The organism is Pseudoduganella sp. jia 9 (genome assembly GCF_055502615.1).
Genome location: NZ_JBUPWE010000007.1, coordinates 107,248 through 128,917, shown reverse-complemented (window position 1 = coordinate 128,917; position 21,670 = coordinate 107,248). Strand labels below are relative to the sequence as shown.

General features: G+C 63.9%; 22 protein-coding genes, 1 tRNA gene and 1 pseudogene. 14 read left to right on the top strand and 10 right to left on the bottom strand.

The genetic code is table 11. The annotated features are described in order from the left end of the window. The first annotated feature begins 79 nt into the window (after positions 1-79). The 3 genes from rlmB (at position 80) to ACY34H_RS10230 (ending at position 2,452) form a co-directional block, all read left to right on the top strand. Complete coding sequence (gene rlmB / locus ACY34H_RS10240; protein ID WP_464977393.1) at positions 80-826, top strand: 23S rRNA (guanosine(2251)-2'-O)-methyltransferase RlmB; 747 nt, start codon at positions 80-82, stop codon at positions 824-826. 153 nt (positions 827-979) lie between these two features. Next, positions 980-1,726: a serine O-acetyltransferase gene (cysE, locus tag ACY34H_RS10235; RefSeq protein WP_464977392.1), complete on the top strand. Its 747-nt coding sequence runs from the start codon at positions 980-982 to the stop codon at positions 1,724-1,726. Positions 1,727-1,735: 9 nt separating this feature from the next. Continuing rightward, a complete protein-coding gene (locus ACY34H_RS10230; RefSeq protein ID WP_464977391.1) occupies positions 1,736-2,452 on the top strand; it encodes a YceH family protein in 717 nt (238 codons plus the stop codon). Here the strand turns inward: ACY34H_RS10230 and ACY34H_RS10225 are convergent. The 4 genes from ACY34H_RS10225 to ACY34H_RS10210 all read right to left on the bottom strand — a co-directional run bounded on the left by ACY34H_RS10225 (position 2,433) and on the right by ACY34H_RS10210 (position 5,363). Continuing rightward, on the bottom strand, positions 2,433-2,939 hold the full coding sequence (locus ACY34H_RS10225) for a cyanophycin synthetase family protein (protein WP_464977390.1): 507 nt from the start codon (positions 2,937-2,939) through the stop codon (positions 2,433-2,435). The genes ACY34H_RS10230 and ACY34H_RS10225 overlap by 20 nt on opposite strands. 152 nt (positions 2,940-3,091) lie before the next feature. Continuing rightward, positions 3,092-4,153 carry a hypothetical protein gene (locus ACY34H_RS10220; RefSeq protein WP_464977389.1) on the bottom strand — a complete coding sequence of 354 codons (1,062 nt, stop codon included), beginning with the start codon at positions 4,151-4,153 and terminating at the stop codon, positions 3,092-3,094. Further along, complete coding sequence (locus ACY34H_RS10215; protein ID WP_464977388.1) at positions 4,150-5,007, bottom strand: ABC transporter ATP-binding protein; 858 nt, start codon at positions 5,005-5,007, stop codon at positions 4,150-4,152. Before ACY34H_RS10215 ends, ACY34H_RS10220 begins: the two co-directional genes overlap by 4 nt. Next, positions 5,004-5,363 (bottom strand): GntR family transcriptional regulator, encoded by a 360-nt coding sequence (locus ACY34H_RS10210; protein ID WP_464977387.1) that lies wholly within the window; start codon positions 5,361-5,363, stop codon positions 5,004-5,006. Before ACY34H_RS10210 ends, ACY34H_RS10215 begins: the two co-directional genes overlap by 4 nt. Before the next feature lie 41 nt (positions 5,364-5,404). Here ACY34H_RS10210 and ACY34H_RS10205 point away from each other — a divergent pair, with 41 nt between their 5' ends. Next, positions 5,405-5,602, top strand: coding sequence for a hypothetical protein (locus ACY34H_RS10205; protein WP_464977386.1), 198 nt, complete (start codon positions 5,405-5,407; stop codon positions 5,600-5,602). A 352-nt stretch (positions 5,603-5,954) separates the two neighbouring features. After that, positions 5,955-8,177 carry a bifunctional SulP family inorganic anion transporter/carbonic anhydrase gene (locus tag ACY34H_RS10200; protein ID WP_464977385.1) on the top strand — a complete coding sequence of 741 codons (2,223 nt, stop codon included), beginning with the start codon at positions 5,955-5,957 and terminating at the stop codon, positions 8,175-8,177. Here ACY34H_RS10200 and ACY34H_RS10195 read toward each other — a convergent pair. Continuing rightward, positions 8,144-8,911 (bottom strand): DUF72 domain-containing protein, encoded by a 768-nt coding sequence (locus tag ACY34H_RS10195; protein ID WP_464977384.1) that lies wholly within the window; start codon positions 8,909-8,911, stop codon positions 8,144-8,146. The two genes, ACY34H_RS10200 and ACY34H_RS10195, sit on opposite strands and share 34 nt — an antisense overlap. Positions 8,912-9,038: 127 nt before the next feature. Between ACY34H_RS10195 and ACY34H_RS10190 the strand changes: the two genes are divergently transcribed. Together ACY34H_RS10190 and ACY34H_RS10185 are read left to right on the top strand one after the other, a co-directional pair. Beyond that, positions 9,039-9,605, top strand: coding sequence for a DUF1439 domain-containing protein (locus ACY34H_RS10190; RefSeq protein ID WP_464977383.1), 567 nt, complete (start codon positions 9,039-9,041; stop codon positions 9,603-9,605). A gap of 130 nt (positions 9,606-9,735) precedes the next feature. Further along, positions 9,736-10,494: a tetratricopeptide repeat protein gene (locus ACY34H_RS10185; protein ID WP_464977382.1), complete on the top strand. Its 759-nt coding sequence runs from the start codon at positions 9,736-9,738 to the stop codon at positions 10,492-10,494. A 27-nt stretch (positions 10,495-10,521) separates the two neighbouring features. Here ACY34H_RS10185 and ACY34H_RS10180 read toward each other — a convergent pair whose 3' ends face one another. Then, positions 10,522-11,154, bottom strand: coding sequence for a glycoside hydrolase family 19 protein (locus ACY34H_RS10180; RefSeq protein ID WP_464977381.1), 633 nt, complete (start codon positions 11,152-11,154; stop codon positions 10,522-10,524). 109 nt (positions 11,155-11,263) lie between these two features. Between ACY34H_RS10180 and ACY34H_RS10175 the strand changes: the two genes are divergently transcribed. Further along, entirely contained in the window at positions 11,264-11,851 is a 588-nt protein-coding gene (locus ACY34H_RS10175) for a DinB family protein (protein ID WP_464977380.1), read from the top strand. A gap of 157 nt (positions 11,852-12,008) precedes the next feature. Here ACY34H_RS10175 and ACY34H_RS10170 read toward each other — a convergent pair whose 3' ends face one another. The 3 genes and pseudogenes from ACY34H_RS10170 to ACY34H_RS10160 form a co-directional block, all read right to left on the bottom strand. After that, entirely contained in the window at positions 12,009-12,749 is a 741-nt protein-coding gene (locus ACY34H_RS10170) for a UDP-2,3-diacylglucosamine diphosphatase (protein ID WP_464977379.1), read from the bottom strand. A gap of 21 nt (positions 12,750-12,770) precedes the next feature. Further along, on the bottom strand, positions 12,771-13,262 hold the full coding sequence (locus ACY34H_RS10165; RefSeq protein ID WP_464977378.1) for a peptidylprolyl isomerase: 492 nt from the start codon (positions 13,260-13,262) through the stop codon (positions 12,771-12,773). Between the two features lie 208 nt (positions 13,263-13,470). Continuing rightward, positions 13,471-14,040, bottom strand: a pseudogene (locus ACY34H_RS10160) (peptidylprolyl isomerase); the annotation flags it as partial. Positions 14,041-14,298: 258 nt separating this feature from the next. Between ACY34H_RS10160 and cysS the strand changes: the two are divergent. The 6 genes from cysS to ACY34H_RS10130 all read left to right on the top strand — a co-directional run bounded on the left by cysS (position 14,299) and on the right by ACY34H_RS10130 (position 20,458). Next, a complete protein-coding gene (cysS, locus tag ACY34H_RS10155) occupies positions 14,299-15,684 on the top strand; it encodes a cysteine--tRNA ligase (RefSeq protein ID WP_464977377.1) in 1,386 nt (461 codons plus the stop codon). Then, on the top strand, positions 15,684-16,346 hold the full coding sequence (locus ACY34H_RS10150) for a DNA-3-methyladenine glycosylase family protein (RefSeq protein WP_464977376.1): 663 nt from the start codon (positions 15,684-15,686) through the stop codon (positions 16,344-16,346). The genes cysS and ACY34H_RS10150 overlap by 1 nt, the downstream gene beginning before the upstream one ends. A gap of 77 nt (positions 16,347-16,423) precedes the next feature. After that, on the top strand, positions 16,424-17,398 hold the full coding sequence (locus tag ACY34H_RS10145; RefSeq protein ID WP_464977375.1) for an acetyl-CoA carboxylase carboxyltransferase subunit alpha: 975 nt from the start codon (positions 16,424-16,426) through the stop codon (positions 17,396-17,398). An 88-nt stretch (positions 17,399-17,486) separates the two neighbouring features. After that, positions 17,487-18,869 (top strand): tRNA lysidine(34) synthetase TilS, encoded by a 1,383-nt coding sequence (tilS, locus tag ACY34H_RS10140; RefSeq protein WP_464977374.1) that lies wholly within the window; start codon positions 17,487-17,489, stop codon positions 18,867-18,869. Between the two features lie 133 nt (positions 18,870-19,002). Beyond that, on the top strand, positions 19,003-20,247 hold the full coding sequence (locus ACY34H_RS10135; protein WP_464977373.1) for an aspartate kinase: 1,245 nt from the start codon (positions 19,003-19,005) through the stop codon (positions 20,245-20,247). 118 nt (positions 20,248-20,365) lie between these two features. Then, a tRNA-Ser gene (locus ACY34H_RS10130) sits at positions 20,366-20,458 on the top strand. A 348-nt stretch (positions 20,459-20,806) separates the two neighbouring features. On the opposite strand, the gene ACY34H_RS10125 is transcribed toward ACY34H_RS10130, so the two are convergent. Further along, positions 20,807-21,610, bottom strand: coding sequence for a CHC2 zinc finger domain-containing protein (locus ACY34H_RS10125; protein WP_464977372.1), 804 nt, complete (start codon positions 21,608-21,610; stop codon positions 20,807-20,809). Between the last annotated feature and the right edge of the window lie 60 nt (positions 21,611-21,670).

Below are 21,670 nucleotides of genomic sequence, written 5' to 3'. Positions count from 1 at the left end.
CGCCGATTGATACCCGCGCCGCGGCACCCGCCGCGGCGCATCCCCGGCGAATCCGTTCGCCACACCAGAACTACGTACCATGTCCAAGAACAAAATGATTTTCGGCTTTCACGCCGTCACCTCGCGCCTGCGCCACGAAGCCTCGTCGGTCGAAGAAATCTTCGTCGATGCCGGGCGCGACGACCGCCGCATGAAGGACCTGATCGCCAACGCGAAAGCGGCCGGCGTGCGCGTGATGCCGGTCGATTCCGCCCGCCTCGACAAGATCGTCGGCACCCGCCGCCACCAGGGCGTGATCGCCTTTGCATCGCAGCTGGCGCTGGCGCGCAACCTCGACGAACTGCTCGACGCGATCGAGGGCCCGCCGTTGCTGCTGATCCTGGATGGCATTACCGACCCGCACAACCTGGGCGCCTGCCTGCGCGTGGCCGATGGCGTCGGCGCGCACGCCGTGATCGTCCCGAAAGACCGCGCGGTGGGCCTGAACGCCACCGCCGCCAAGGTGGCCAGCGGTGCTGCCGAGACCGTGCCTTACATCACCGTCACGAACCTGGCGCGCACGATGCGCGAACTGAAGGAGCGTGACATCTGGCTGATCGGCACATCGGACGATGGCGAGAAGAGCCTGTACGAAGCCGACTTCACCGGCCCGACCGCGCTGGTGATGGGCTCCGAAGGGGAGGGCATGCGCCGCCTGACGCGCGAAACCTGCGACGTACTGGTCAACATTCCCATGTTCGGCTCGGTCGAGAGCCTGAACGTGTCGGTCGCCTCCGGCGTTTGCCTGTACGAAGCGCGGCGCCAGCGCATCGCAAAGGAAGGCTAGAGCTTCGGGCCGGCAGGACGGCCGGCTTTGCCTGTTGTCCTCCGTCTGCCCCGGCCGCGCAAGCCGGTTGGGGAATCCGGAGGCCAGCCCATCCGCTGCGCCTTCGGTTGCGATGCGCTACCATCGTATTTCGACCCTCCTGCCTTGCTATCCATGTTCCGCCACCTGCGCCAAGACATCCGCAGCATCATCGAACGCGATCCGGCAGCCCGCAACGGCTGGGAAGTGCTGACGTGCTACCCCGGCCTGCACGCGATCATGGCGCACCGCCTGGCTCATTGGTGCTGGACTCATGGCCTGAAATGGCCGGGACGTTTCATCAGCGCGCTGGCGCGCATCGCCACCGGCATCGAAATCCATCCCGGCGCCCGGATCGGGCGGCGCGTCTTCATCGATCACGGCTTCGGCGTGGTAGTGGGCGAAACGGCGGAGATCGGCGACGACTGCACGATCTACCAGGGCGTGACGCTGGGCGGCACCTCGCTGTCGCCAGGCAAGAAGCGCCATCCCACGCTGGAGCGCGGCGTGATCGTCGGTGCCGGGGCCCAGGTGCTGGGCAGCTTCACGGTCGGCGAGTACGCCAAGGTGGGCTCGAATGCCGTACTGCTGAAAGCGGTGCCGCCGGGTGCGACGGCGGTCGGCAATCCCGCCACCATCGTGCAGAAGCACGAGCCCGGCGCGCGGCACCCTGCGCAGCACCTGTTCGCGGCCTACGGCGTCACGCCGAACGGCGACGATCCGATGTCGAAAGCGCTGCATGGCCTGGTCAACCATGCGGCGGCGCAGGAACTGCAGATCCAGCGCATCATCGCGCTGCTGAAGGAGAGTGGTTTGCAATGCGGGGATATCGAGGCCGTCGGCAAGCCCGATCCCGCTCAACTGAACAAGCTGGTCGATTGAGGAACAGAAATGACAGATGCAGGAAATACCCCCGCAGCGGATACCCCCGAAACAACGAAAACCTCGACCGATACGCTGGACCCGTTCGAGATCCGCGTGCTGGCCGTGCTGGCCGAAAAGGAAGCGCTGACGCCGGATAACTACCCGATGTCGCTCAATGCGCTCACCAATGGCTGCAACCAGAAGACCAGCCGCGATCCCGTGATGCAGATATCGGAAGACACGGTGACCGACGTGCTGGCCCGGCTGACCGAGCGCCGCCTCGTCAACGCCGTGGCGGCGGCCGGCGCCCGCGTCACCAAGTACGAACACCGCATGCGCATCAAATGGTCGCTCGAGCAGGACAAGCTGGCCGTGCTGACGGTGCTGATGCTGAGCGGCCACCAGACGGCCGGCGAGATCCGCACCCGCACCGGGCGCCTGCATGAATTCAGGACGGTGGGCGATGTGGAGCAGGCGCTGCAATTCCTGATCGACAAATACCCGCCGGTGGTGGCCAAGCTGGCACTGGCGCCGGGCACGAAGGAACCGCGTTACGGGCAATTGCTGGGCGGGGAAATCCAGCTGGCGCGGGAAGAGGCGGGGTATGGCACGGCGGCGGTGGCGCCGGGCGGCGCATCGCGGGCCGACCGCGTGGCCCAGCTGGAACTGGAAGTGCAGCAGCTGCGCGCCGACTACTCGGCGCTGGCCGAGCAGTTCGAGCAGTTCAAGCGGCAATTCGAATAGACGGCTGCGACGGCGCACCGGCCGCGGCGATGCCGCGCAGCTCGGCCAGCCCGTCGGCCAGCGGAAAGTCCTCGCCGGCGAGCAGTGCGGCCACCAGGCCGGTCGCCAGCTTCAGCGCGGCATTGGCCACGGTGCCGCAGCGGAACGGCAGGATCAGCCGGTAGCGCCCCGGCATCTTCGGCACGCGACCGACAAAACCCATCATCACCTCGTCGCCGGTCAGGCGGTGCAGTTCGATCGCCACGCTCTGGATCAGGCGCGCCAGTTGCAGGCCGCGGCCCGGCGCATCCACGTCATCGCCCACCACGCCGATCAGGCTGCGGCCCTGGCGCAGGCCGGGCAGCGCCGTCTTCAGGCGTGCACGCAACTGCTGCATGTCGCTGGCCGAATAGGGGGCAGGGTGGCCGAGATCGAGAATGCTCAGCAGGCAAGGCTCGGTGCAGTAGCGGTTGGCGCCGTCGAGATAGCGCTGGTCGATAATTTTCATGGTGGAACCATCCTTTAAAACAACAGCCAACGCGAGACCGGGAGGTCTGGCGCTGGCGGAATGGTTGCCATTATCTCAACCGCGACCCGCGTCCGGCATCGGTGCGGGTCTGGTAGTGCTGTAAGACAGGACTTACAGCTGAGCAGATGCCGTCAGCCTTCCTCGCGCCGGCGGCGCAGCCAGATGGCGGCGGCGATCATGGCGGCACCCGCAACGGCGCCCCCGATCATCTCCGGCGTTGCCACGGCGGTCCAGGACGACCGGTAGATCATGTCGAACGCGGCGACGGGACCCTGGCGGCTGGTGACGATGTCCATATTGCTGGCGTGCTCGGCCACGCCACCGGCCATCAGCCAGGTACCCGGCATCACGCCGGTCAGCAGCCGGGAAATGAATTTTTCGACCAGCCAGGCGGCGTTGAGGGGCAGGTTCAGGTTCTTCTCGGCCCAGAACAGCAGCATGGTCGCCAGTCCCGGCACGCCGATGGCCCACAGGAAGACCTTGGAGCGGGCCCAGGCGGAAACCAGCAGCAGCCAGCCGACGGTCGGCAATGCCCACAGCGCATAGACCGGCAGCAATGACGGCACCTTCACCAGTCCCAGCCAGAACTGCGGATGCGCCAGTACCGGGCCCATCAGGTTGACGCCCTTGCTGGCCGCCATGGCCAGCACGATCGCGAGCATCACCAGCGAGGTCGCCAGCTCCACCACGATGACCAGCAGCGGTATGCCGAGCAGGGCGAAGGCTGCCTTCGACAGCACGGTGGCCGTGTCCGACACCGGCAGCGACTTCCAGAACAGGATGCTGCGGTCGCGCCGCTCATCGTAGAGTGCGCCCAGGCTGTAGAAGAACACCATGAACGCCAGCGATGCGTACAGCACCATGGCGAGGGCGGGATAAGCGGTGGCGGCCGCTTCGGTGGCGGCCAGTTTCTGCCGTTCGCCGAGCTGTATCGTCACCTCCTTGCCGCCGATTTCTGCGCCGTCGATGTGGATCGTGCCGCCATGCCCCATCACGGCGGCGATCAGGACGAAGGCGATCAGCAGTGCCGATATCGCCAGCGGCACCCACACCAGCATGCCCTTGTTTTCCCAGATTTCGCGGCGGATCAGCCAGGGCATCGTCCTGCGCAGCGTGGCGCGCAGCCGCTGCGGCGCGGCGTCCGGCACGGCATCGGGCATCGTCTCCGGCATCGTGTTTCGCATCGTACTCATTGCTGGCCCCCTTTCATGCTGGCGACGAACAGGTCCGCCACGCTGGGCGTGCGCAGTTCGCCAAGATGTTCGAGCTGCTGCTTCGGCACGCCGTCGAACAGCATCACGCTCCTGCCGAACACGGTGCGCTGTGTCAGCGGCTGCAGTGCCGCGGCCGCGGCGGTATGCTGCGGATGCACCATCACTTCCGTGTAGCGCTCGCCGATTTCTTCCATCGAGGCGGACAGCGTGATCCGGCCCTCCCGGATGAACAGCACGTCCGACAGGATGTGCTCCACTTCCTCGATCTGGTGGGTGGTGATGACGATCGTCTTGTGCTCGTCGAAATAGTCTTCCAGCAGGTTCTGGTAGAAGTCCTTGCGGTACAGGATGTCCAGGCCCAATGTCGGCTCGTCCAGCACCAGCAGCCTGGCGTCGATCGCCATCACCAGCGCCAGGTGCAGCTGCACGATCATGCCCTTCGACATGGCCTTCACGCGCATGTCCGGCGCCAGCTTGGTGCCGGCGATGTAGCGCTCGGCCTTGGCGCGGTCGAAGCGCGGGTGCACCCCCGCCACGAAATCGATCGCGTCCTTCACCTTCAGCCAGCGCGGCAGGATCGCCACGTCGGCGATGAAGCAGATGTCGTTCATCAGTTCGTCGCGGTGCGTGCGCGGGTCCATGCCCAGCACGGCCAGTTCGCCGTCGAACTGGCACAGGCCGAGGGCGGCCTTCAGCGTGGTGGTCTTGCCGGAACCGTTCGGGCCGATCAGGCCAACAATGCGGCCGGGCTGCACGTCGAAGCTGACGCCGTCGAGTGCCGTGTGCTTGCCATAGCGCTTGACCAGGTTGCGGGCGGAAATGACGGCGCTCATGACGCGCTCCCCGGTTGCGCTGCAAGCAGCAGCTGGTCCAGGTCCAGGCCGAGCCGGCGGATGCGCTCCATCATCGCCGGCCATTCTTCGCGCAGGAAGCGCTCGCGTTCGGATGCCAGAAGTTTCTGTACCGCGCCTTCGGTGACATACATACCCAACCCCCTTCTTTTTTCGACCAAGGTTTCATCGACCAGCTCCTGGTACGCCCGCGACACGGTGATCGGGTTCAGTTGATAGTCGGCCGCCACCTGCCGTACCGAGGGCAGGGCGTCGCCGGGCTTGAGCAGGCCATCGAGCATCATGCCGATCACCCGCGCCTTCAGCTGGCGGTAGATCGGCGCATTGTCATTCCACATACATGGTTCCTCCAGTGGTGTTTTGTTGAACTGGTGTTGTAGTGAACTATAACACTAAGCTGAACTTGCGCAAGGCTTTTGTAAAAATGCCACGCATCGACCGGGCGCAGTCGTCCGCCGCCGCCGGCGCGAAGCGGCAGGCGGCAGGCGGCCATCTGCCGGGCGGCGCAATCCATGAAACATCTTTATTCGGTCATTCCGCTGATATGCGTCTGAGGAATATCGGATATCTTCAATGATTATTACCTGCTCAAAGCCGCATTTTCACTGGCGTCGATATTTCTACGATTACAATAAGAATATCCTCATAAAAAATATAACTTTGAGGAAATACGTAGTTATACGGAGGCGGATAAACTGGCAATTGCGCAGTGCAAAAAACGCGTGTTATATTGTTTCGACAAATGAGGCATCGTTGACATTTCCCGATCATTTAAAGGGAGATGCTGCTGCTTCGCTATTCATTGCCGGTGCAGTCACTCCGTCAGTCGGGAGTACTGCCGCCCACGATTAATTAATCGACGTTTCTGACGACACGTGGGATGAGGGGCTGGCGCGTACGACTGATAATCGAATCAAACGCGTATCGCCATGAATATCAATCACCTCAAGCAAGATATCCCGGCAGGGATCGTCGTATTTCTTGTCGCCCTGCCTTTATGCCTCGGCATTGCACTGGCCTCCGGTGCGCCCTTATTCTCGGGGATTATCTCGGGCATCATCGGAGGCATTATCGTCGGGCTGCTCAGCGGTTCGCATACCAGCGTCAGCGGCCCTGCGGCAGGTCTCGCCGCCGTCGTGCTGGCGTCCATCACGAAGCTGGGCGCATTTGAAATCCTGCTGGCGTCGGTCGTGATCGCCGGCTTCCTGCAACTGGCGATGGGCATTTTTCGCGCCGGGTTCATCGCCAACTACGTTCCGTCCAACGTGATCAAGGGCTTGCTGGCGGCGATCGGCATCCTGCTGATCCTGAAGCAGATCCCGCATGCGCTCGGTTACGACGCCAATAACGCCGACGAGTATGCATTCTTCCAGGCCAACGGCGAAACCACGTTCTCCGCGCTGGCGAGCGCGCTGGGCAGCATCACCCCCGGCGCGGTGGTCATTGCCGGGCTGTCGATGCTGGTGCTGCTGTTCTGGGACCGCACGCCGTTCAGGAACGTCAAGCTGCTGCCGGCGCCCCTGTTCGTGGTGGTGCTGGGCGTCGCGCTGCACGCACTGTTCAGCCGCCATGTGCCGGGCCTCAGCCTGTCGCAGGCCCACCTGGTGGATATCCCGCCGGTGGACGTGGGCAACCTGGGTGCCTACCTGAATTTCCCGGAGCTGCGGCATTTCGCCAACCCCGACGTGTGGTTCGTCGGTGCCACGATCGCCATCGTTGCCTCCCTGGAGACGCTGCTGAACGTGGAAGCGGTGGACAAGCTGGACCCGCACAAGCGCGAATCGCCGCCGAACCGCGAGCTGGTGGCGCAGGGCGTCGGCAATATCTGCGCCGGCCTGCTGGGCGGCCTGCCGGTCACCTCCGTCATCGTGCGCAGCTCGGTGAATATCCAGACCGGCAACGCCACCAAGGCATCGGCAGTGTTCCACGGCTTGCTGCTGCTGGCCGCCGTGCTGGTGCTGAGCCCGGTCCTGAACCAGATTCCACTGGCCGCGCTGGCGGCGATCCTGATCGTGACGGGCTACAAGCTGGCCAAGGTCGCGCTGTTCCGCGACATGTACGGGAAGGGCGCCACGCAGTTCGTGCCGTTCGTGATCACCGTCACCGCCATCGTGCTGACGGACCTGCTGATGGGCGTGCTGATCGGCCTGGCCGCCAGCCTGTTCTATTTGCTGCGCAGCAATTTCCGTAACCCGTTCGCGATCGAGCAGTACCGCCTGCATATCGGCGAGGTGATCAAGATGGAATTGCCGAACCAGGTATCGTTCCTGAACAAGGCCACCATCAAGACCGCACTGTGGGACGTGCCGCCCGGTTCGAAAGTACTGATCGATGCCACCAACGCCGACTACATCGACAGCGACGTGCTGGAAACGATCGACGATTACCGCGTCGCGGCGGCCGAGCGCGACGTGCAGCTGAACGTGATCGGCCTGCGCGACGAATACAGCCTGGCCGACCCGATCCAGTTCGTTCCGGCGCTGGACAAGGAAACGCAGACCAGGCTGCAGCCGGCCGATGTGCTGCAGCTGCTGAAAGACGGCAACGAGCGCTTCCAGGCCGGGCGCTGGATCAAGAAATATTACCTGCACCAGGTGGATGCCACCGCCGGCGGCCAGCATCCGATGGCCGTGGTGGTCAATTGCATCGACTCGCGCACGTCGCCGGAAATCATCTTCGACGCCGGGCTCGGCGATCTGCTGACGATCCGTATCGCCGGCAACGTGATCAGCGACGAAATCATCGGCAGCCTGGAAATCGCCCACAAGCTGGGGGCCAAGCTGATCGTCGTGAAAGGCCACTCCAGTTGCGGCGCGATCGGCCTGGCGCTGAAGAACGAGCACGCGCACAGCATCGGCACGATCACGGGCAAGATCCAGACGTCGATCTGGCAGTGCCAGTGCGCCACGCAGGGCGGCCCGGCGCCATCCGCCAAGGAGCTGCTGGAAAAGGTCACGCGCCAGAACATCGAGAATTCGCTGGCCGAAATCATCAACGGCAGCGCATACCTGCGTGGCTGCATCGAACGGGGCGAGATGGGGCTGATCGGCGCCTATCACGACATCGCCACCAGGGTCGTGCATTTCGGCGACCTGGTGACGCCGGACCGGTTCGACCGCTATCGCTCCGGCGATTCCGGACTGGCCGCCTGACCGGGCGGCGCCGGCAATCCCAGCATCTCCAGCGCGTTCGCCGTGGCGGCCCCGCTCGCGGTGTTGTCGAGGATGCACCACGATGCGGGGTGCCGCGCCAGCCAGGCACGCACTTCGTGCATCCGTTCGAGCGTGTAGCGCGAGTAATAGATGCGCGGATTGCCGTGCAGCCGCACATAGGCCGGCTCCGCCGTCGGCTCGAACGGCCCCGTATGGCCGACCACCGGATCGGCCAGCACGCGCGTCACGCCGGCCTGCCGCAGCAGCTCCGTCGCGCCGGCAGTGAACCAGCTGGCATGGCGCGCTTCGCAGGCGATCATGCAGCCGAGCCGTTCGTGCAGCGCATCGAACAGCGCACCGGCGGCCGGCGCCTCCAGTGCCAGGCTGGGCGGTAGTTGTACCAGCACGGCGCCCAGCTTGCCGCCGAGTGCTCCCGCTTCGGCGGCGAAGCGCGCCAGCAGTTCGTCGATCCCGTGCAGTCTGGCCTCATGCGTGATGGTGCGCGGCAGCTTCACCGCGAAACGGAACTGCGCCGGCGTGGAGGCGGCCCAGCGTTCATAGGTCCTGGGCTGATGCGGGCGGTAGAAGCTGGAGTTGATCTCGACCGCGCCGAACACGGCGGCGTAGCGCGCCAAGTGGGTGCCCTCCAGCGGAAAGGCATCCCAGGTCTCGCGCGGCAGGCTCCAGCCGGCCGTGCCGATGTAAGCCGGAAAGTCAGCGGAAAGCGGTTGCATGGCGCAACGTTACGCGGCCGGCGGGCACGCGACCGTTCGCTTCCGCACACCGGAACACTGTTACATTTATTGACACACATGGCGGGCCGATCGGCTATCATCCGCACTCTTTTCCATGAGGGTGACTATGCAGACGATGTCCATGCCGCGGCGCAAATTGATGCTGGTGCCGCTGGCCGCGGCGGCGTTGCTGGCGGGCTGTGCCAGCCTGACCGGGCCGCGCGAAGTCGAGGTGCCGCTGGAGCGCCTGCAGCGCGGCCTGGATGAACGCTTCCCCCTGCAGCAGCGCGCCCTCGGTGTGTTCGAGCTGCAACTGTCGCGGCCCCAACTGGCGCTATTGCGCGATAACGACCGGCTGGCACTGTCCGCCGATGTGTCGGTCACGTCGCCGCTGTTGCGGCCGGCGTTGCAGGGCAGCGTGGCGCTGTCCGGTCGCTTGCTGGTGGACAATGTCCGCAATGCCGTGGTGCTCAGCGATGCCCGCATCGAGCGCTTCTCGGTCGGCGGCACCGATGCGCGCACGCAGGGCCAACTCACGGCCGCCGCCAACGTCGTCGTTGAACGCCTGGTGCGCGACGTGCCGGTCTATTATTTCCGCCCCGACGAACTGCGCTACCTCGGCGTGCAATACGTGCCGACGACGATCCATACCACGCGCGACGGCCTCAATGTGCGCTTTGAGCCGGTCAAGTAAGTACCCGGCAGGCAGCTATAGGGACTGTCAACATGCTGTCAAACGGCAAGGAATTGCCTTGCAGGTCATAAGTTGTACAGAAGAATCGAAATCCCTACAATGACCGCTCGGTGAACCGGTGGAGAGCGTGATGTTGATCTTTGTAATCGGGCTGCACGTGCTGATCGCGGTCTTTTTCGCCGCCCATGCGATCCGCAGCCGCCAGCAGGCGCCCTGGCTGTTGATCCTGTTCGTCATACCGCTGCTGGGCGCCCTGTTGTACTACGTCGGCGTTTACCTGCCGAGTTCGCGGCGCGAACGGCGCGACCGCAAGGCTGCCGCGGGTGCCGCGCAGGCGTTCGACCCGGTGCGTGCTTTGCGCGACGCGCAGGCCGCATTCGATTTCGCCCCCAGCGCGCATCATCAGGTGCGCCTGGCAAATGCCCAGTTGCAGGCGGGCGATGCCGAGGCCGCCGCCGTGACGTATGGCGCTTCGCTGCAGGGCCCGTTTGCCAACGATCCGGACATCCGGCTTGGCGCCGCGCGCGCCAGCCTTGCATGCGGGCGGCATGCCGAAGCGATCGGGTACCTGGAGCGGTTGCGGCACACCGATCCGGATTTTCGTCCCGAGCAGGCAAGCCTGCTGCTGGCGCACGCGCTTGCCGGCGCGGGCCGCGCCAGCGAGGCGCGCGCCGAGTTCGAGGCGGCGGTGAAACGCCACGGCAGTTTCGAGGCAAAGGCCGAGTTCGCGATCTGGGCCGCGGGCGCCGGCGAGTTTCAGCTGGCGCACCGCCTGCAGAATGAACTGCAGTCGACGATGGACCGGTGGAACCGGCATACACATGCCATGAACCTGCCGCTGATCCACCGTATCGAGGCGGCGTTCGCCGAGGTGCCGCGGCAGCATTAGCACGGTCGGCGAAGCAGGCGGCAGCGGTCAGGCAAGGCTGCTGCGCAGCAATTTGTAGACGGCCAGCCGTTCCTTCATGCCCACGGTGCCGCCATTGATGCGGCGCGTAATTTCCACGAAATCCTCGAGATCGTCGTCCGGCTTGTCGTGGTCGGCCAGCGCATTCAGGCCGCGACTGTCCCAGAACCAGGCCGCCGACAGTGCCGCCACTTCCTTCGACACCAGCTTTTCCGGTGCTCCCACCAGGTCGATGCCGAGCGCTTCGCCGGCCTGATGGTAATTGCTGCGGCCGGTCAGCTGGATCAGGCCGCGGCCGCGGAAGCGAAAACCGTCGCCGCTGGCTTCGTCGCCATTGCCCATCCGCCGCGCATAGACGAAGTTCGCCAGGCGTTCCGGATTCCGCACGAACGGGGTGGCGCTGGCCACGTCCGGAAAACGCCTCGGCCACACGGCCATCAGCCGCGCCGGAGTGCGGTAGAACAACGATTCCTCGAGCCGGTTGAAGTGGCCCGACTCATGGCTCGTTTGCGCAAGAAACGCGCAGACGCGGTCGCGGGTGGTGATGTGAAACCGGCTCAGCGCGCCGTCGAGCGCGGTGGCCCAGTCGTCCGCGTCGCTGCAGTCGGGGAAGACCCGCCGCAGGGTGTCTCCATTCAGCATGATGGCTCCTCGGGACTACGCCCCTGTTCGTTTAGACTCCCAACTTCCAGCTTATTTCACGGCTGGCAATTTTCAAGTCGCCTCGCGATCTTTTCACAAGGAGTGCAACATGCCGCCCGATCCGCTGTCGCGGTACCTGCTGGCCCAGGCTCGCAACAATGCCTGGGCCGATCACCGCCTGCTGCGCGCATGCAGCGCGCTGTCGCAAGCCGAGTTCGAGGATGCGACACGCACCAGTTTCTTTCCCAGCATCCGCTACACGCTGAACCATAATCTGACCACGCAGCGCTTCTACCTGGATGCGCTGTGGCGCGACCGGCACGGCGAGCCGCCGCACCCTGACTACCGGCAGTTTTTCGCGCCGGAGGAGCCCTGCGCCACCTGTGCAACGTTATGGCAGGCGCAGCGGGAAAGCAACGATTCGCTGATCGCCTACTGCGCCGAACTGGTCGACGGCGAGCTCGACGTCATCGTCACCATCGATCGCGGCGACCAGTTGCAGCGCGACACCCGCCAGCGCCTGCTGGCGCACCTGTTCCAGCACCAGGTCCACCACCGCGGGCAGGTGCATGCGATGCTGGCCGGCACCTCGGTCGAGCCGCCGCAGCTGGATGAGTTTTATTCGTCGGGAGAGGCGGACCTGCGCGCGCAGGACTTTGCCGAGCTGGGCTGGACCGAAGACGCCGTATGGCCATAAGGCAAAACTGGGGACGTACCCCTGTTTCCAGGAAATCTTCCGGGCAGCAAACGCCGCCGGCCATGCACGAACCGCAGAGCACTGGCGCTTTGACGAGACTGCCGTCATTCGCGCCGCCCCGCATTTCCTGAAAAACAGGGTCCGTCCCCAGTTTTTCTCAGTGCAGGATGATGCCGTCCAGCGCATGCCGCGTGATCGCGCCATCGTCGCCGATCGCGATCCAGCCGCCGCGCGGTGGTGAGGCCTCCGGTTCCCAGTCCGGCAGCACGTAGCGTAGCCGGTCGCCGTGCGCGTGCAGGGCAGGGCGGTGCGTGTGGCCGTGGATCATCACGTCGGCGTTCGTCTGCACGAAGACGTCGTCGATCGCCTGCGGCGTCACATCCATGATCTCGTAGGATTTTTCGCCCTGGTCCTTGCGGCTGTTGTCGCGCAGGCCGGCGATGATCGCCTTGCGCTGCGCCAGCGGCATGGCGAGGAACTGCTGCTGCCAGCCGGGCTGGCGCACCTGGGCGCGGAAGGCCATGTACTTGACGTCGTCGGTGCATTGCGCATCGCCGTGCACGAGCACGATGCGGCGGCCGTGGTCTTCGATGACCCAGGTCTCGGGGAGCAGGGTGAGCCCCGCGGCGCTGGCAAAACGTTCGCCGACGAGGAAATCGCGATTGCCGGCAATCCAGAAGACCTCGACGCCGCTATCGGCCAGCGCGCGCAGCGCGGCGGCAATGCGGGTGTGGAACGCGTCGTCCAGGTCGTCGTCGCCGGCCCAGTATTCGAATAGGTCACCCAGCAGGTAGAGCTGCCGGGCGGAGCGGGCCCGCTCGTCGACGAAGCGCAGGAAGGCTTCGGTCAGGGCGGGCCGGTCGACCTGCAGGTGCAGGTCGGAAATGAACAGGATCAAGGCAGGATCGAGAGCGAAAGCTTATGCCGCTTCGACCTTCTCGATGATCACGTCTTCCACCGGCACGTCGGCAAACATGCCGCTGCGCGTGGTTTTCACTTTGCGGATTTCGTCGACGACTTCCTTGCCTTCGGTAACCACGCCGAACACGGCATAGCCCCAGCCATCCTGGCCCGGGTAGTCGAGGAAGCTGTTGTTCTTCACGTTGATGAAGAACTGCGCCGACGCCGAATGCGGGGCCGACGTGCGGGCCATCGCCAGCGTGTACGGTTCGTTCTTCAGGCCGTTCTTGGCTTCGTTTTCCACGGTCTGGTCGGCGGCTTTTTGCTTCATGCCCGGCTCGAAACCACCGCCCTGGATCATGAAGCCATCGATCACGCGGTGGAAGATCGTGTTGTCGTAGTGGCCGGCCTTGGCGTAGTTCAGGAAGTTCTCGACGGTCTTCGGCGCTTTCTCGGCGTCCAGCTCGGCAACGATCTTGCCCTTGTTCGTGGTGATGGTAATGGTGGTCATGGTCTTTCCCGTTGAATTTGGAAGAGTGTTCAGAAGAGGGCCGCGATATTACCGCAGCCGATGGCAAAACGCTATTTTACTGTGCTGGCGCGGCCGGTGCTTCGGCGGGCGTTTCTAACTGGACCTGCGGCTGTGCTTCCGGCTGCGCCGCGGCAGCCGGTTCGGCCTGGGCCGGCGCCTGGCCCGGCGGCTGCTTCGGCTCGATCGGCTTCTTCAGCACGGTGGCCGACGTGATGACGATCGGCGTCACGGGCACGTTCTGGAAGGCGAAACTCTTGTCGTCGACCAGCACGCCCTTGATCTTGTCGACCACTTCATAGCCGGAAATCACGCGGCCGAACACGGTATAGCCGACGCCGTCGAAGTTCGGATAGTCGAGTGCCATGTTGTCGGCCACGTTGATGAAGAATTGCGAATTGGCCGAGTTCGGGCTATCCATGCGCGCCATCGCCACCGAGTACGCCACGTTGTTCAGGCCATTCTTCGATTCGCTGGGAATCGGCGGGCGGGTCGGCTTGCCCTTCAGGTCTTTCGTGTAGCCGCCGCCCTGGATCATGAAGCCGTCGATCACGCGGTGGAAGATCGTATCCTTGTAGAAGCCGCTCTTGACATAGGCGAGGAAATTGGCCGTGGACTTCGGCGCCTTTTCCTGGTTCAGCTCCAGCACGATCTCGCCGGCGGTGGTCTTCAGCGCTACCTGCGGGTTGGCGGCAAACACGGCTCCGGACAGCAGCAATCCGGCAATCATCGTTCCGTAGTAGAGCTTATTCGTGTACATGTTCTCGTCTTTCTGTTGCGGGTGGATATTGAGCCCAGGGCATTTTATCAATGCTATACTTGGCGACGGCTTCCATTCTAGACCGTCACGAGTGGAACCAGAACATGAGAACAAACAGAACGAAGAACTAGCCTAGAGCTACTGCGGGTCTGTCCGGCTTCCCAGCCAATCGAGAAAACCCGGTGCGGCAAGTAACGCCAGCGCCCGGTTTTCTCTTTGTGCGTTGAAGGGGCGGGCGCCGAAGAAAACAAGAGTCCGATGAGCAACTTAAAGATCTATAACACGCTGGCGCGCGACAAGCAGACGTTCACTCCGATGGAAGCGGGCAAGGTCCGCATGTATGTCTGCGGTATCACGGTCTATGACTACTGCCACGTGGGCCATGCGCGCATGATGATGGCGTTCGACGTGATCTACCGCTGGCTGACGGCATCGGGCTACGACGTGCAATACGTGCGCAACGTCACGGACATCGAGGACAAGATCATCCGCCGCGCGGTCGACAACAACGAGTCGATCCACTCGCTCACATCCCGTTTCGAACGCTACATGGACGAGGACGCCGAGGCGCTCGGCATCCTGCCGCCAACCGACGTGCCGCACGCCACCGAGTACGTGCCGCAGATGCTGTCGATCATCGAGCAGCTCGAGGCGAAGGGCCTGGCCTACCAGGGCGAGGACGGCGACGTGAACTATGCCGTGCGCGGCTTCGACGGCTACGGCAAGCTGTCCGGCAAGTCGCTCGACGACCTGCGCGCCGGCGAGCGCGTGGACGTCAACACCGGCAAGCGCGACCCGCTCGATTTCGTGCTGTGGAAAGCCTCGAAGGAAAGCGAACCGGCCGAAGTGAAATGGGAGTCGAAGTGGGGCAGCGGCCGGCCGGGCTGGCACATCGAGTGCTCGGCGATGTCCTGCGCGCTGCTCGGCGAACAGTTCGACATCCATGGCGGTGGCCAGGACCTGCAGTTCCCGCACCACGAGAACGAGATCGCGCAGTCCGAAGGCGCCTTCGGCAAGCCGCTGGCGAACTACTGGATCCATAACGGCTTCGTGCGCGTCGACAACGAGAAGATGTCCAAGTCGCTCGGCAACTTCTTCACGATCCGCGACGTACTGAAAAAGTTCGACGCCGAAGTGGTGCGTTTCTTCATCGTGCGCGCCCACTACCGCAGCCCGCTGAATTATTCGGACGTGCACATCGAGGATGCGCGCGGCGCGCTGACCCGCCTGTACACGGCGCTCGATGGCGCGGCAGGCGATGGTGCCGAACTGGACTGGAACGAAGCCCACGCGAAGCGGTTCGCCGAAGCGATGGACGACGACTTCAATACGCCGATCGCGGTGGCCGTGCTGTTCGACCTGGCCTCGGAAGTCAATCGGTCGAAGTCGCCCGAGGCCGTGCGCCAGCTGAAAGGCCTGGCCGGCGTGCTGGGCCTGCTGCAGCGCAGCCCGCAGGAGTTCCTGCAGGCCGGCGTGGCCGACGCCTTCGGCGAAGTGGCCATCGTGGAAGCGATCGCGGCCCGCGCGGCGGCGAAGAAGGCACGCGACTTCGCGCAGGCGGACAAGATCCGCGCCGACCTGCTGGCCGCCGGCGTCGTCCTCGAAGACAAGCCAGACGGTACGACGAACTGGCGCCGCGCATAATGGTTCTCCAGTCCAGGGATAAATCGGGCGGCGCGGGCCGCCAGGTGGCCTTGCCGCCGTACTGGGAAGAGGCCAAGGCCGAGCTGATGCGGCGCGACCGCATCATGAACAAGCTCATTCCCCAGTTCGGCGACCTGCACCTGGTGGGGCACGACGATCCGTTTACCACCCTGGCGCGCTCGATCGTCAACCAGCAGGTGACGCCCAAGGCCGCCAACGCCGCCTGGCAGAAGCTGCTGGTGGCCCTCCCCAAATTCACGCCGGCGCTCGTCATGAAGGCGGGCGCGGAAGAGCTGGCCGGGTGCGGCCTGTCCAAGCGCAAGACGGAATACATCCTCGATCTGGCCGACAACTTCAAGGCCAAGAAGGTGCATGCCGGCGAGTGGCACCAGATGGAGGACGAGGCCGTCATTGCGGAGCTGGTCCAGATCCGCGGCATCACGCGCTGGACCGCGGAGATGTTCCTGATCTTTAACCTGCTGCGGCCGAACGTGCTGCCGCTGGACGACCCGCGCCTGATCGCGGGCATCAGCCACAACTATTTTTCCGGCGAGCCCGTCTCGCGCAGCGATGCGCGCGAAGTGGCGGCCAATTGGGAACCGTATCGCACCGTTGCTACCTGGTATTTATGGCGTAGCCTCGATCCTGTTCCGGTAGAATAGCCAAAAATTTTGAAGCCTCGGCCGCTCGCGCTCCCGCCTGCGCGAGCGCGCCCTGGGTTCATACTCTCGGAGGACCAATGACCAAAACTACTTTCCTCAATTTTGAACAGCCCATCGCGGAGCTCGATTCCAAGATTGAAGAGCTGCGCTTCGTGCAGGACGATTCGGCCGTCGACATCTCGGAAGAGATCGACCGCCTGGCCAAGAAAAGCCAGCAACTGACCAAGGACATCTACGCCAAGCTGACGCCATGGCAGGTGTCGCAGATCGCCCGCCATCCGCAGCGGCCATACACGATGGATTACGTGAACGAGATCTTCACCGACTTCCACGAACTGCACGGCGACCGCACGTATGCCGACGACCAGTCGATCGTTGGCGGCCTGGCCCGCTTCAACGGCCAGCCCTGCATGGTGATCGGCCACCAGAAGGGCCGCGACACGAAGGAACGCGCACTGCGCAACTTCGGCATGCCGAAGCCGGAAGGCTACCGCAAGGCGATGCGCCTGATGAAAGTGGCGGAGAAATTCAACCTGCCGATCTTCACGTTCGTCGACACGCCCGGCGCCTTCCCCGGCATCGACGCCGAAGAGCGCGGCCAGTCCGAAGCGATCGGCCACAACCTCTACGTGATGGCCGAACTGAAAGTGCCGCTGATCGCCACGATCATCGGCGAAGGCGGCTCCGGCGGCGCGCTGGCGATCGCCGTCGGCGACTCCGTGCTGATGCTGCAATACGCCACGTATTCTGTGATTTCGCCGGAAGGCTGCGCATCGATCCTGTGGAAGACGGCCGAGCGCGCGTCTGACGCCGCCGAGGCGCTGGGCCTGACCGCACACCGCCTGAAGGCGATGGGCCTGGTCGACAAGATCGTCAGCGAGCCGCTGGGCGGCGCCCACCGCGACCCGAAGGAAATGGCCCGCCTGCTGAAGCGCGCGCTGGCCGACTCGCTGCGCCAGTTCCAGGGCGTCAAGACCAAAGACCTGCTCGAACAGCGCCACCAGAAACTGATGAGCTACGGCAAGTTCAAGGAAACCACGTCGCCGGAGTAATTCCTCCACCAACAAATTGGGGACGGACCCTGTTTTTCAGGAAATATCCTGAAAAACAGGGTCCGTCCCTATTTTTTTATTCTTCGACATGAAATCGCGTCATTCCGACCTCGCAACCGTTTTTTCCTCGGCGCTCGCCGCGCTGCCGCGCCAGGCAGGCCAGCCCGTCGCCATCGCCTATAGCGGCGGCCTCGACTCCTCGGTGCTGCTGCACCTGGCCCATGCGGCAGCCGGAGAGGCGCCGCTGCTTGCCTTCCACATCCACCATGGCCTGAGCCAGAACGCCGATGCCTGGGAAGCCCACTGCGCGGCCGAATGCGACAAGCTCGGCATCGCGTTCGCGTCGCGCCGGGTCACGCTGGCGGATCGCAAGGCCGGCACGGAAGCCTCGGCCCGCCAGGCGCGCTATCAGGCAATTGGCGAGCTGTGCCGCGAGCATGGCGTGCCGCTGCTGCTGACGGCCCACCACCTCGACGACCAGGCCGAAACCATCCTGCTGCAACTGGCGCGCGGCGCGGGCCCGGCCGGCCTGTCCGGCATGGATGCGTTCAACACGGCGCCCGGCCTGCTGGGCAGCGCCGACATCGTGCTGGCCCGCCCGTTGCTGCAAGCCTCGCGCGCCCAGCTGGAGGCGTACCGGGGCGAACATGCCGTCGCCCACATCGACGATGAGTCGAACGACGATACCCGCTATGCCCGCAACGCGCTGCGCCATATGGTGATGCCGGCGCTGGCGGCCGCATTCCCCGGTTACCAGGAGCGCTTCGCCCGCAGCGCCGTGCACGCACGCTCCGCCCAGCGCCTGCTGACGGAGCTGGCCGAGCAGGACCTGCAGGCGGGCCTGGCCGACGACAGCGTTTCCGTCGATCACCTGCGCGCGCTGGGCGAAGACCGCCGCAACAACCTGCTGCGCCACTGGTTCGGCGTGCGCGGCATCCGCATTCCTTCGGCCGCGTGGCTGGCCGAAATGGTCGCGCAACTGCTGGAAGCGCGCGACGGTGCCGAGCTGCTCGTCACGCACCCCGATTGCGAAGTGCGTCGCCATCGCGGCCGCGTGTACCTGGTGCCGAAGCCGAAAGAACTGGCCGGTGCCGAAGAGGACGAATACGACGAACGCCCGGTCCAGCATTTCCGCTGGAATGGCGAATCATCGATCGCCTTCCCGGATTACGGCGGCACGCTGCATTTCGACGCGGCGGAGCAGGGCGTTTCAGCCGACTGGCTGCGCGAGCAACTGCTGACGATTTCGTTCCGCCGCGGTGGCGAGCGCCTCAGGCTGGCGCCGAACCGTCCCACGCGCGGCCTGAAGCAGCACCACCAGAGCCTGGGGACGCCGGCCTGGCAGCGCTCCCGGCTGCCAGTGGTCGGTATTCCCGGCCGACTGTTGTATGCGGCGGGCATCGGCATGGATTGCCATTATGTTGCCGCCGACGCGAATTTCCGCATAGCACTACGTTGGGAAGACGAATAAAGTTTTGTCACCCATGGCTATTCTTATGAGCTTATGCTCTAAGTGTATGACTTCATTACTTTTTTGACTTGTCGTTTTGCATTGCAGCAGGTAGAGTAAAGGGCTCCCTTACTTCAACCGATTGAAAAACGCAATGGCTTTAATCGTTCATAAATACGGCGGGACGTCGATGGGTTCGACGGACCGTATCAAGAACGTCGCGCGCCGTGTCGCCAAATGGCACGATGCGGGACACCAGGTGGTGGTGGTGCCGTCGGCAATGTCCGGCGAGACCAACCGCCTGATCGCGCTGGCCAAGGAAATCCAGAATCCGCCCGACCCGCGCGAACTGGACATGATCGCCTCCACCGGCGAACAGGTCTCCGTCGGCCTGCTGTCGATGGCCCTGCAGGCGATCGGCAAGGCTGCCGTGTCGTACGCCGGCTGGCAGGTCGGCATCAAGACCGACTCCGCGTTCACCAAGGCGCGCATCCAGTCGATCGACGACAAGCGCGTGCGTGCCGACCTGGACCAGAACAAGATCGTGATCATCACGGGCTTCCAGGGCGTCGACGAGAACAGCAACATCGCCACGCTGGGCCGCGGCGGTTCCGACACTTCGGCCGTGGCGATCGCCGCCGCGCTGAAAGCGGACGAATGCCTGATCTACACCGATGTGGACGGCGTGTACACGACCGATCCGCGCGTGGTATCGGAAGCGCGCCGCCTGAAGAACATCACCTTCGAAGAGATGCTGGAAATGGCATCGCTGGGCTCGAAAGTGCTGCAGACGCGCTCGGTGGAATTCGCCGGCAACTACCGCGTGCCGACGCGCGTGCTGTCGTCGCTGACCGACCCGCTGATGGACCTGGCCGAGGAAGCCAAGTCCGGTACCCTGATTTCGTTTGAGGAAGACAATATGGAACAAGCAGTCATCTCCGGCATCGCCTTCAACCGCGATGAAGCCAAAATCACCGTGATGGGCGTGCCCGACCGTCCTGGCGTGGCTTACCACATCCTGGGCCCGGTGGCCGACGCCAATATCGAAGTGGACATGATCATCCAGAACCAGTCCGTCGAAGGCAAGACCGACTTCACGTTCACCGTCTCCCGCAACGACTACAACAAGGCGCTGGAGGTCCTGAACGGCGAGAAGGAAGAACTCGGCTTTGCCTCGCTGGTTGGCGATGCGAAAGTGTCGAAGATCTCGGTGGTCGGCGTGGGCATGCGCAGCCACGTCGGCGTGGCCTCGCAGATGTTCCGCACGCTGGCTGACGAAAGCATCAACATCATGATGATCTCCACCTCCGAGATCAAGATTTCCGTGTTGATCGACGAGAAATACATGGAGCTGGCGGTGCGCGCGCTGCACAAGGCTTTTGAACTCGAAAAAGAGTGAATATTTCAGAAAAAAACCGCCGATTGCCTTGACCAAACAGGTCGTGGCAATTACTATGGCGGGCATCTGATCTGACGCAGAAATGTTGCAGAAAAGATGATAGGTGAGTAATCATCTAGGAGACGTGGCCGAGTGGCCGAAGGCACTTCCCTGCTAAGGAAGCATATGGCTTATACCCGTATCGTGGGTTCGAATCCCACCGTCTCCGCCAAGCGTTCTGAAGAAGAGCCCCACGATGTGGGGCTTTTTTTCGTCTGTCATAGGGAAAACCGCGCATTCCACTGTCCAGCATCGTCCGGCTGAATCCGCCACTATCCACGCATGAAAGGTGGGTAGAAAGGTGGGTAGGATTGGCAGCCTGAAAGGTGGGTAGAAGTGCCTTATAACGGTGACGGTCCCTATGCCCGGTGCGTAGCACATGTCCCGCCGGGTTGCCCAAGCTCTGGTCCAATCGTCCCTACCTTCATTGCTTTTGCCCGCGCCATGCCGGGACATGCTAACGCCTTCCACCCGGCGACATTTTCGACGCTTCCATCCCTGGCTTTGATCGGCTTGCGTTTCATGGTCGGGCGTCGATCAGCGATTCGCACAGGATGATTTCGCGGCTGGCCACCAGCGCCGCCTCGTTCCATACACCCTTGAGCGGGCGTGGCAGATACATGTGGCGCGGCTGGTCAGCCGGGATCTTGCTGTTCGGCGCGATGCGCCTGCCGTACAGCTGCATGATCTTCCCGGCCTGCTCGGGCATGGCGCCATCCTCCATCCCGATCACCGGCACTACGATGCAGCCGTTCAGATGCTCATGGCCGCTGCTGCGGTACACGCCCAGTGTCTGCAGGTGGGTGCGGATCTCCCGGCCGGCCACGTTCTGCCCCGGCGGCAGCCGGTACGTCAGCGTGCGGTCGGCGTAGCCCAGCTTGAACACGTCGATCATTTCGGCGCTCACCAGGCCCCGGCTTTGCAGGTAGGCCAGCGCGTCGGGCGACTGCTTCAACGCCGAATGGTAGTAGTCCGTCACCTGCACCAGCAGCGCCTGGTCATCGGCCGTGTCGGCAACTAAGGGAGGAAGGTGCCGCTGGTGGCTGCGCTTGATGCCGACCTTCTCGCCGGCCTGACCACCTTCCAGCGGCGCCCCGTTACGCATTAACTGCACGGCATGCGGCAGCGAGACACCCTGCGTCTTCATCACCCAGTCGATCACGCTGCCGGCCGCGTTGCAGCCGAAGCAGTGGTACAGGTTCTTGCTGTCGGTGACGACCAGGCTGGCCGTGGCATCCTCGTGGAACACGCAGCGCATCACCCAATCCTTGCCGCGCTTGGTCAGCGTGTGCCCCTGGCTCTCGATCAGGCGCACCAGCGACACTTCATTTTTTTAGCCGCTCGATGTCAGCTTCCGGGATACGTGCCATTTTTCGTGCTCAGC

Bases quoted from the DNA above. Each gene is read 5' to 3' on its own strand.
- rlmB (WP_464977393.1), top strand. From the start codon at position 80: ATGTCCAAGAACAAAATGATTTTCGGCTTTCACGCCGTCACCTCGCGC.
- cysE (WP_464977392.1), top strand. From the start codon at position 980: ATGTTCCGCCACCTGCGCCAAGACATCCGCAGCATCATCGAACGCGAT.
- ACY34H_RS10230 (WP_464977391.1), top strand. From the start codon at position 1,736: ATGACAGATGCAGGAAATACCCCCGCAGCGGATACCCCCGAAACAACG.
- ACY34H_RS10225 (WP_464977390.1), bottom strand. From the start codon at position 2,939: ATGAAAATTATCGACCAGCGCTATCTCGACGGCGCCAACCGCTACTGC.
- ACY34H_RS10220 (WP_464977389.1), bottom strand. From the start codon at position 4,153: ATGAGTACGATGCGAAACACGATGCCGGAGACGATGCCCGATGCCGTG.
- ACY34H_RS10215 (WP_464977388.1), bottom strand. From the start codon at position 5,007: ATGAGCGCCGTCATTTCCGCCCGCAACCTGGTCAAGCGCTATGGCAAG.
- ACY34H_RS10210 (WP_464977387.1), bottom strand. From the start codon at position 5,363: ATGTGGAATGACAATGCGCCGATCTACCGCCAGCTGAAGGCGCGGGTG.
- ACY34H_RS10200 (WP_464977385.1), top strand. From the start codon at position 5,955: ATGAATATCAATCACCTCAAGCAAGATATCCCGGCAGGGATCGTCGTA.
- ACY34H_RS10195 (WP_464977384.1), bottom strand. From the start codon at position 8,911: ATGCAACCGCTTTCCGCTGACTTTCCGGCTTACATCGGCACGGCCGGC.
- ACY34H_RS10190 (WP_464977383.1), top strand. From the start codon at position 9,039: ATGCAGACGATGTCCATGCCGCGGCGCAAATTGATGCTGGTGCCGCTG.
- ACY34H_RS10185 (WP_464977382.1), top strand. From the start codon at position 9,736: ATGTTGATCTTTGTAATCGGGCTGCACGTGCTGATCGCGGTCTTTTTC.
- ACY34H_RS10180 (WP_464977381.1), bottom strand. From the start codon at position 11,154: ATGCTGAATGGAGACACCCTGCGGCGGGTCTTCCCCGACTGCAGCGAC.
- ACY34H_RS10175 (WP_464977380.1), top strand. From the start codon at position 11,264: ATGCCGCCCGATCCGCTGTCGCGGTACCTGCTGGCCCAGGCTCGCAAC.
- ACY34H_RS10165 (WP_464977378.1), bottom strand. From the start codon at position 13,262: ATGACCACCATTACCATCACCACGAACAAGGGCAAGATCGTTGCCGAG.
- cysS (WP_464977377.1), top strand. From the start codon at position 14,299: ATGAGCAACTTAAAGATCTATAACACGCTGGCGCGCGACAAGCAGACG.
- ACY34H_RS10150 (WP_464977376.1), top strand. From the start codon at position 15,684: ATGGTTCTCCAGTCCAGGGATAAATCGGGCGGCGCGGGCCGCCAGGTG.
- ACY34H_RS10145 (WP_464977375.1), top strand. From the start codon at position 16,424: ATGACCAAAACTACTTTCCTCAATTTTGAACAGCCCATCGCGGAGCTC.
- tilS (WP_464977374.1), top strand. From the start codon at position 17,487: ATGAAATCGCGTCATTCCGACCTCGCAACCGTTTTTTCCTCGGCGCTC.
- ACY34H_RS10135 (WP_464977373.1), top strand. From the start codon at position 19,003: ATGGCTTTAATCGTTCATAAATACGGCGGGACGTCGATGGGTTCGACG.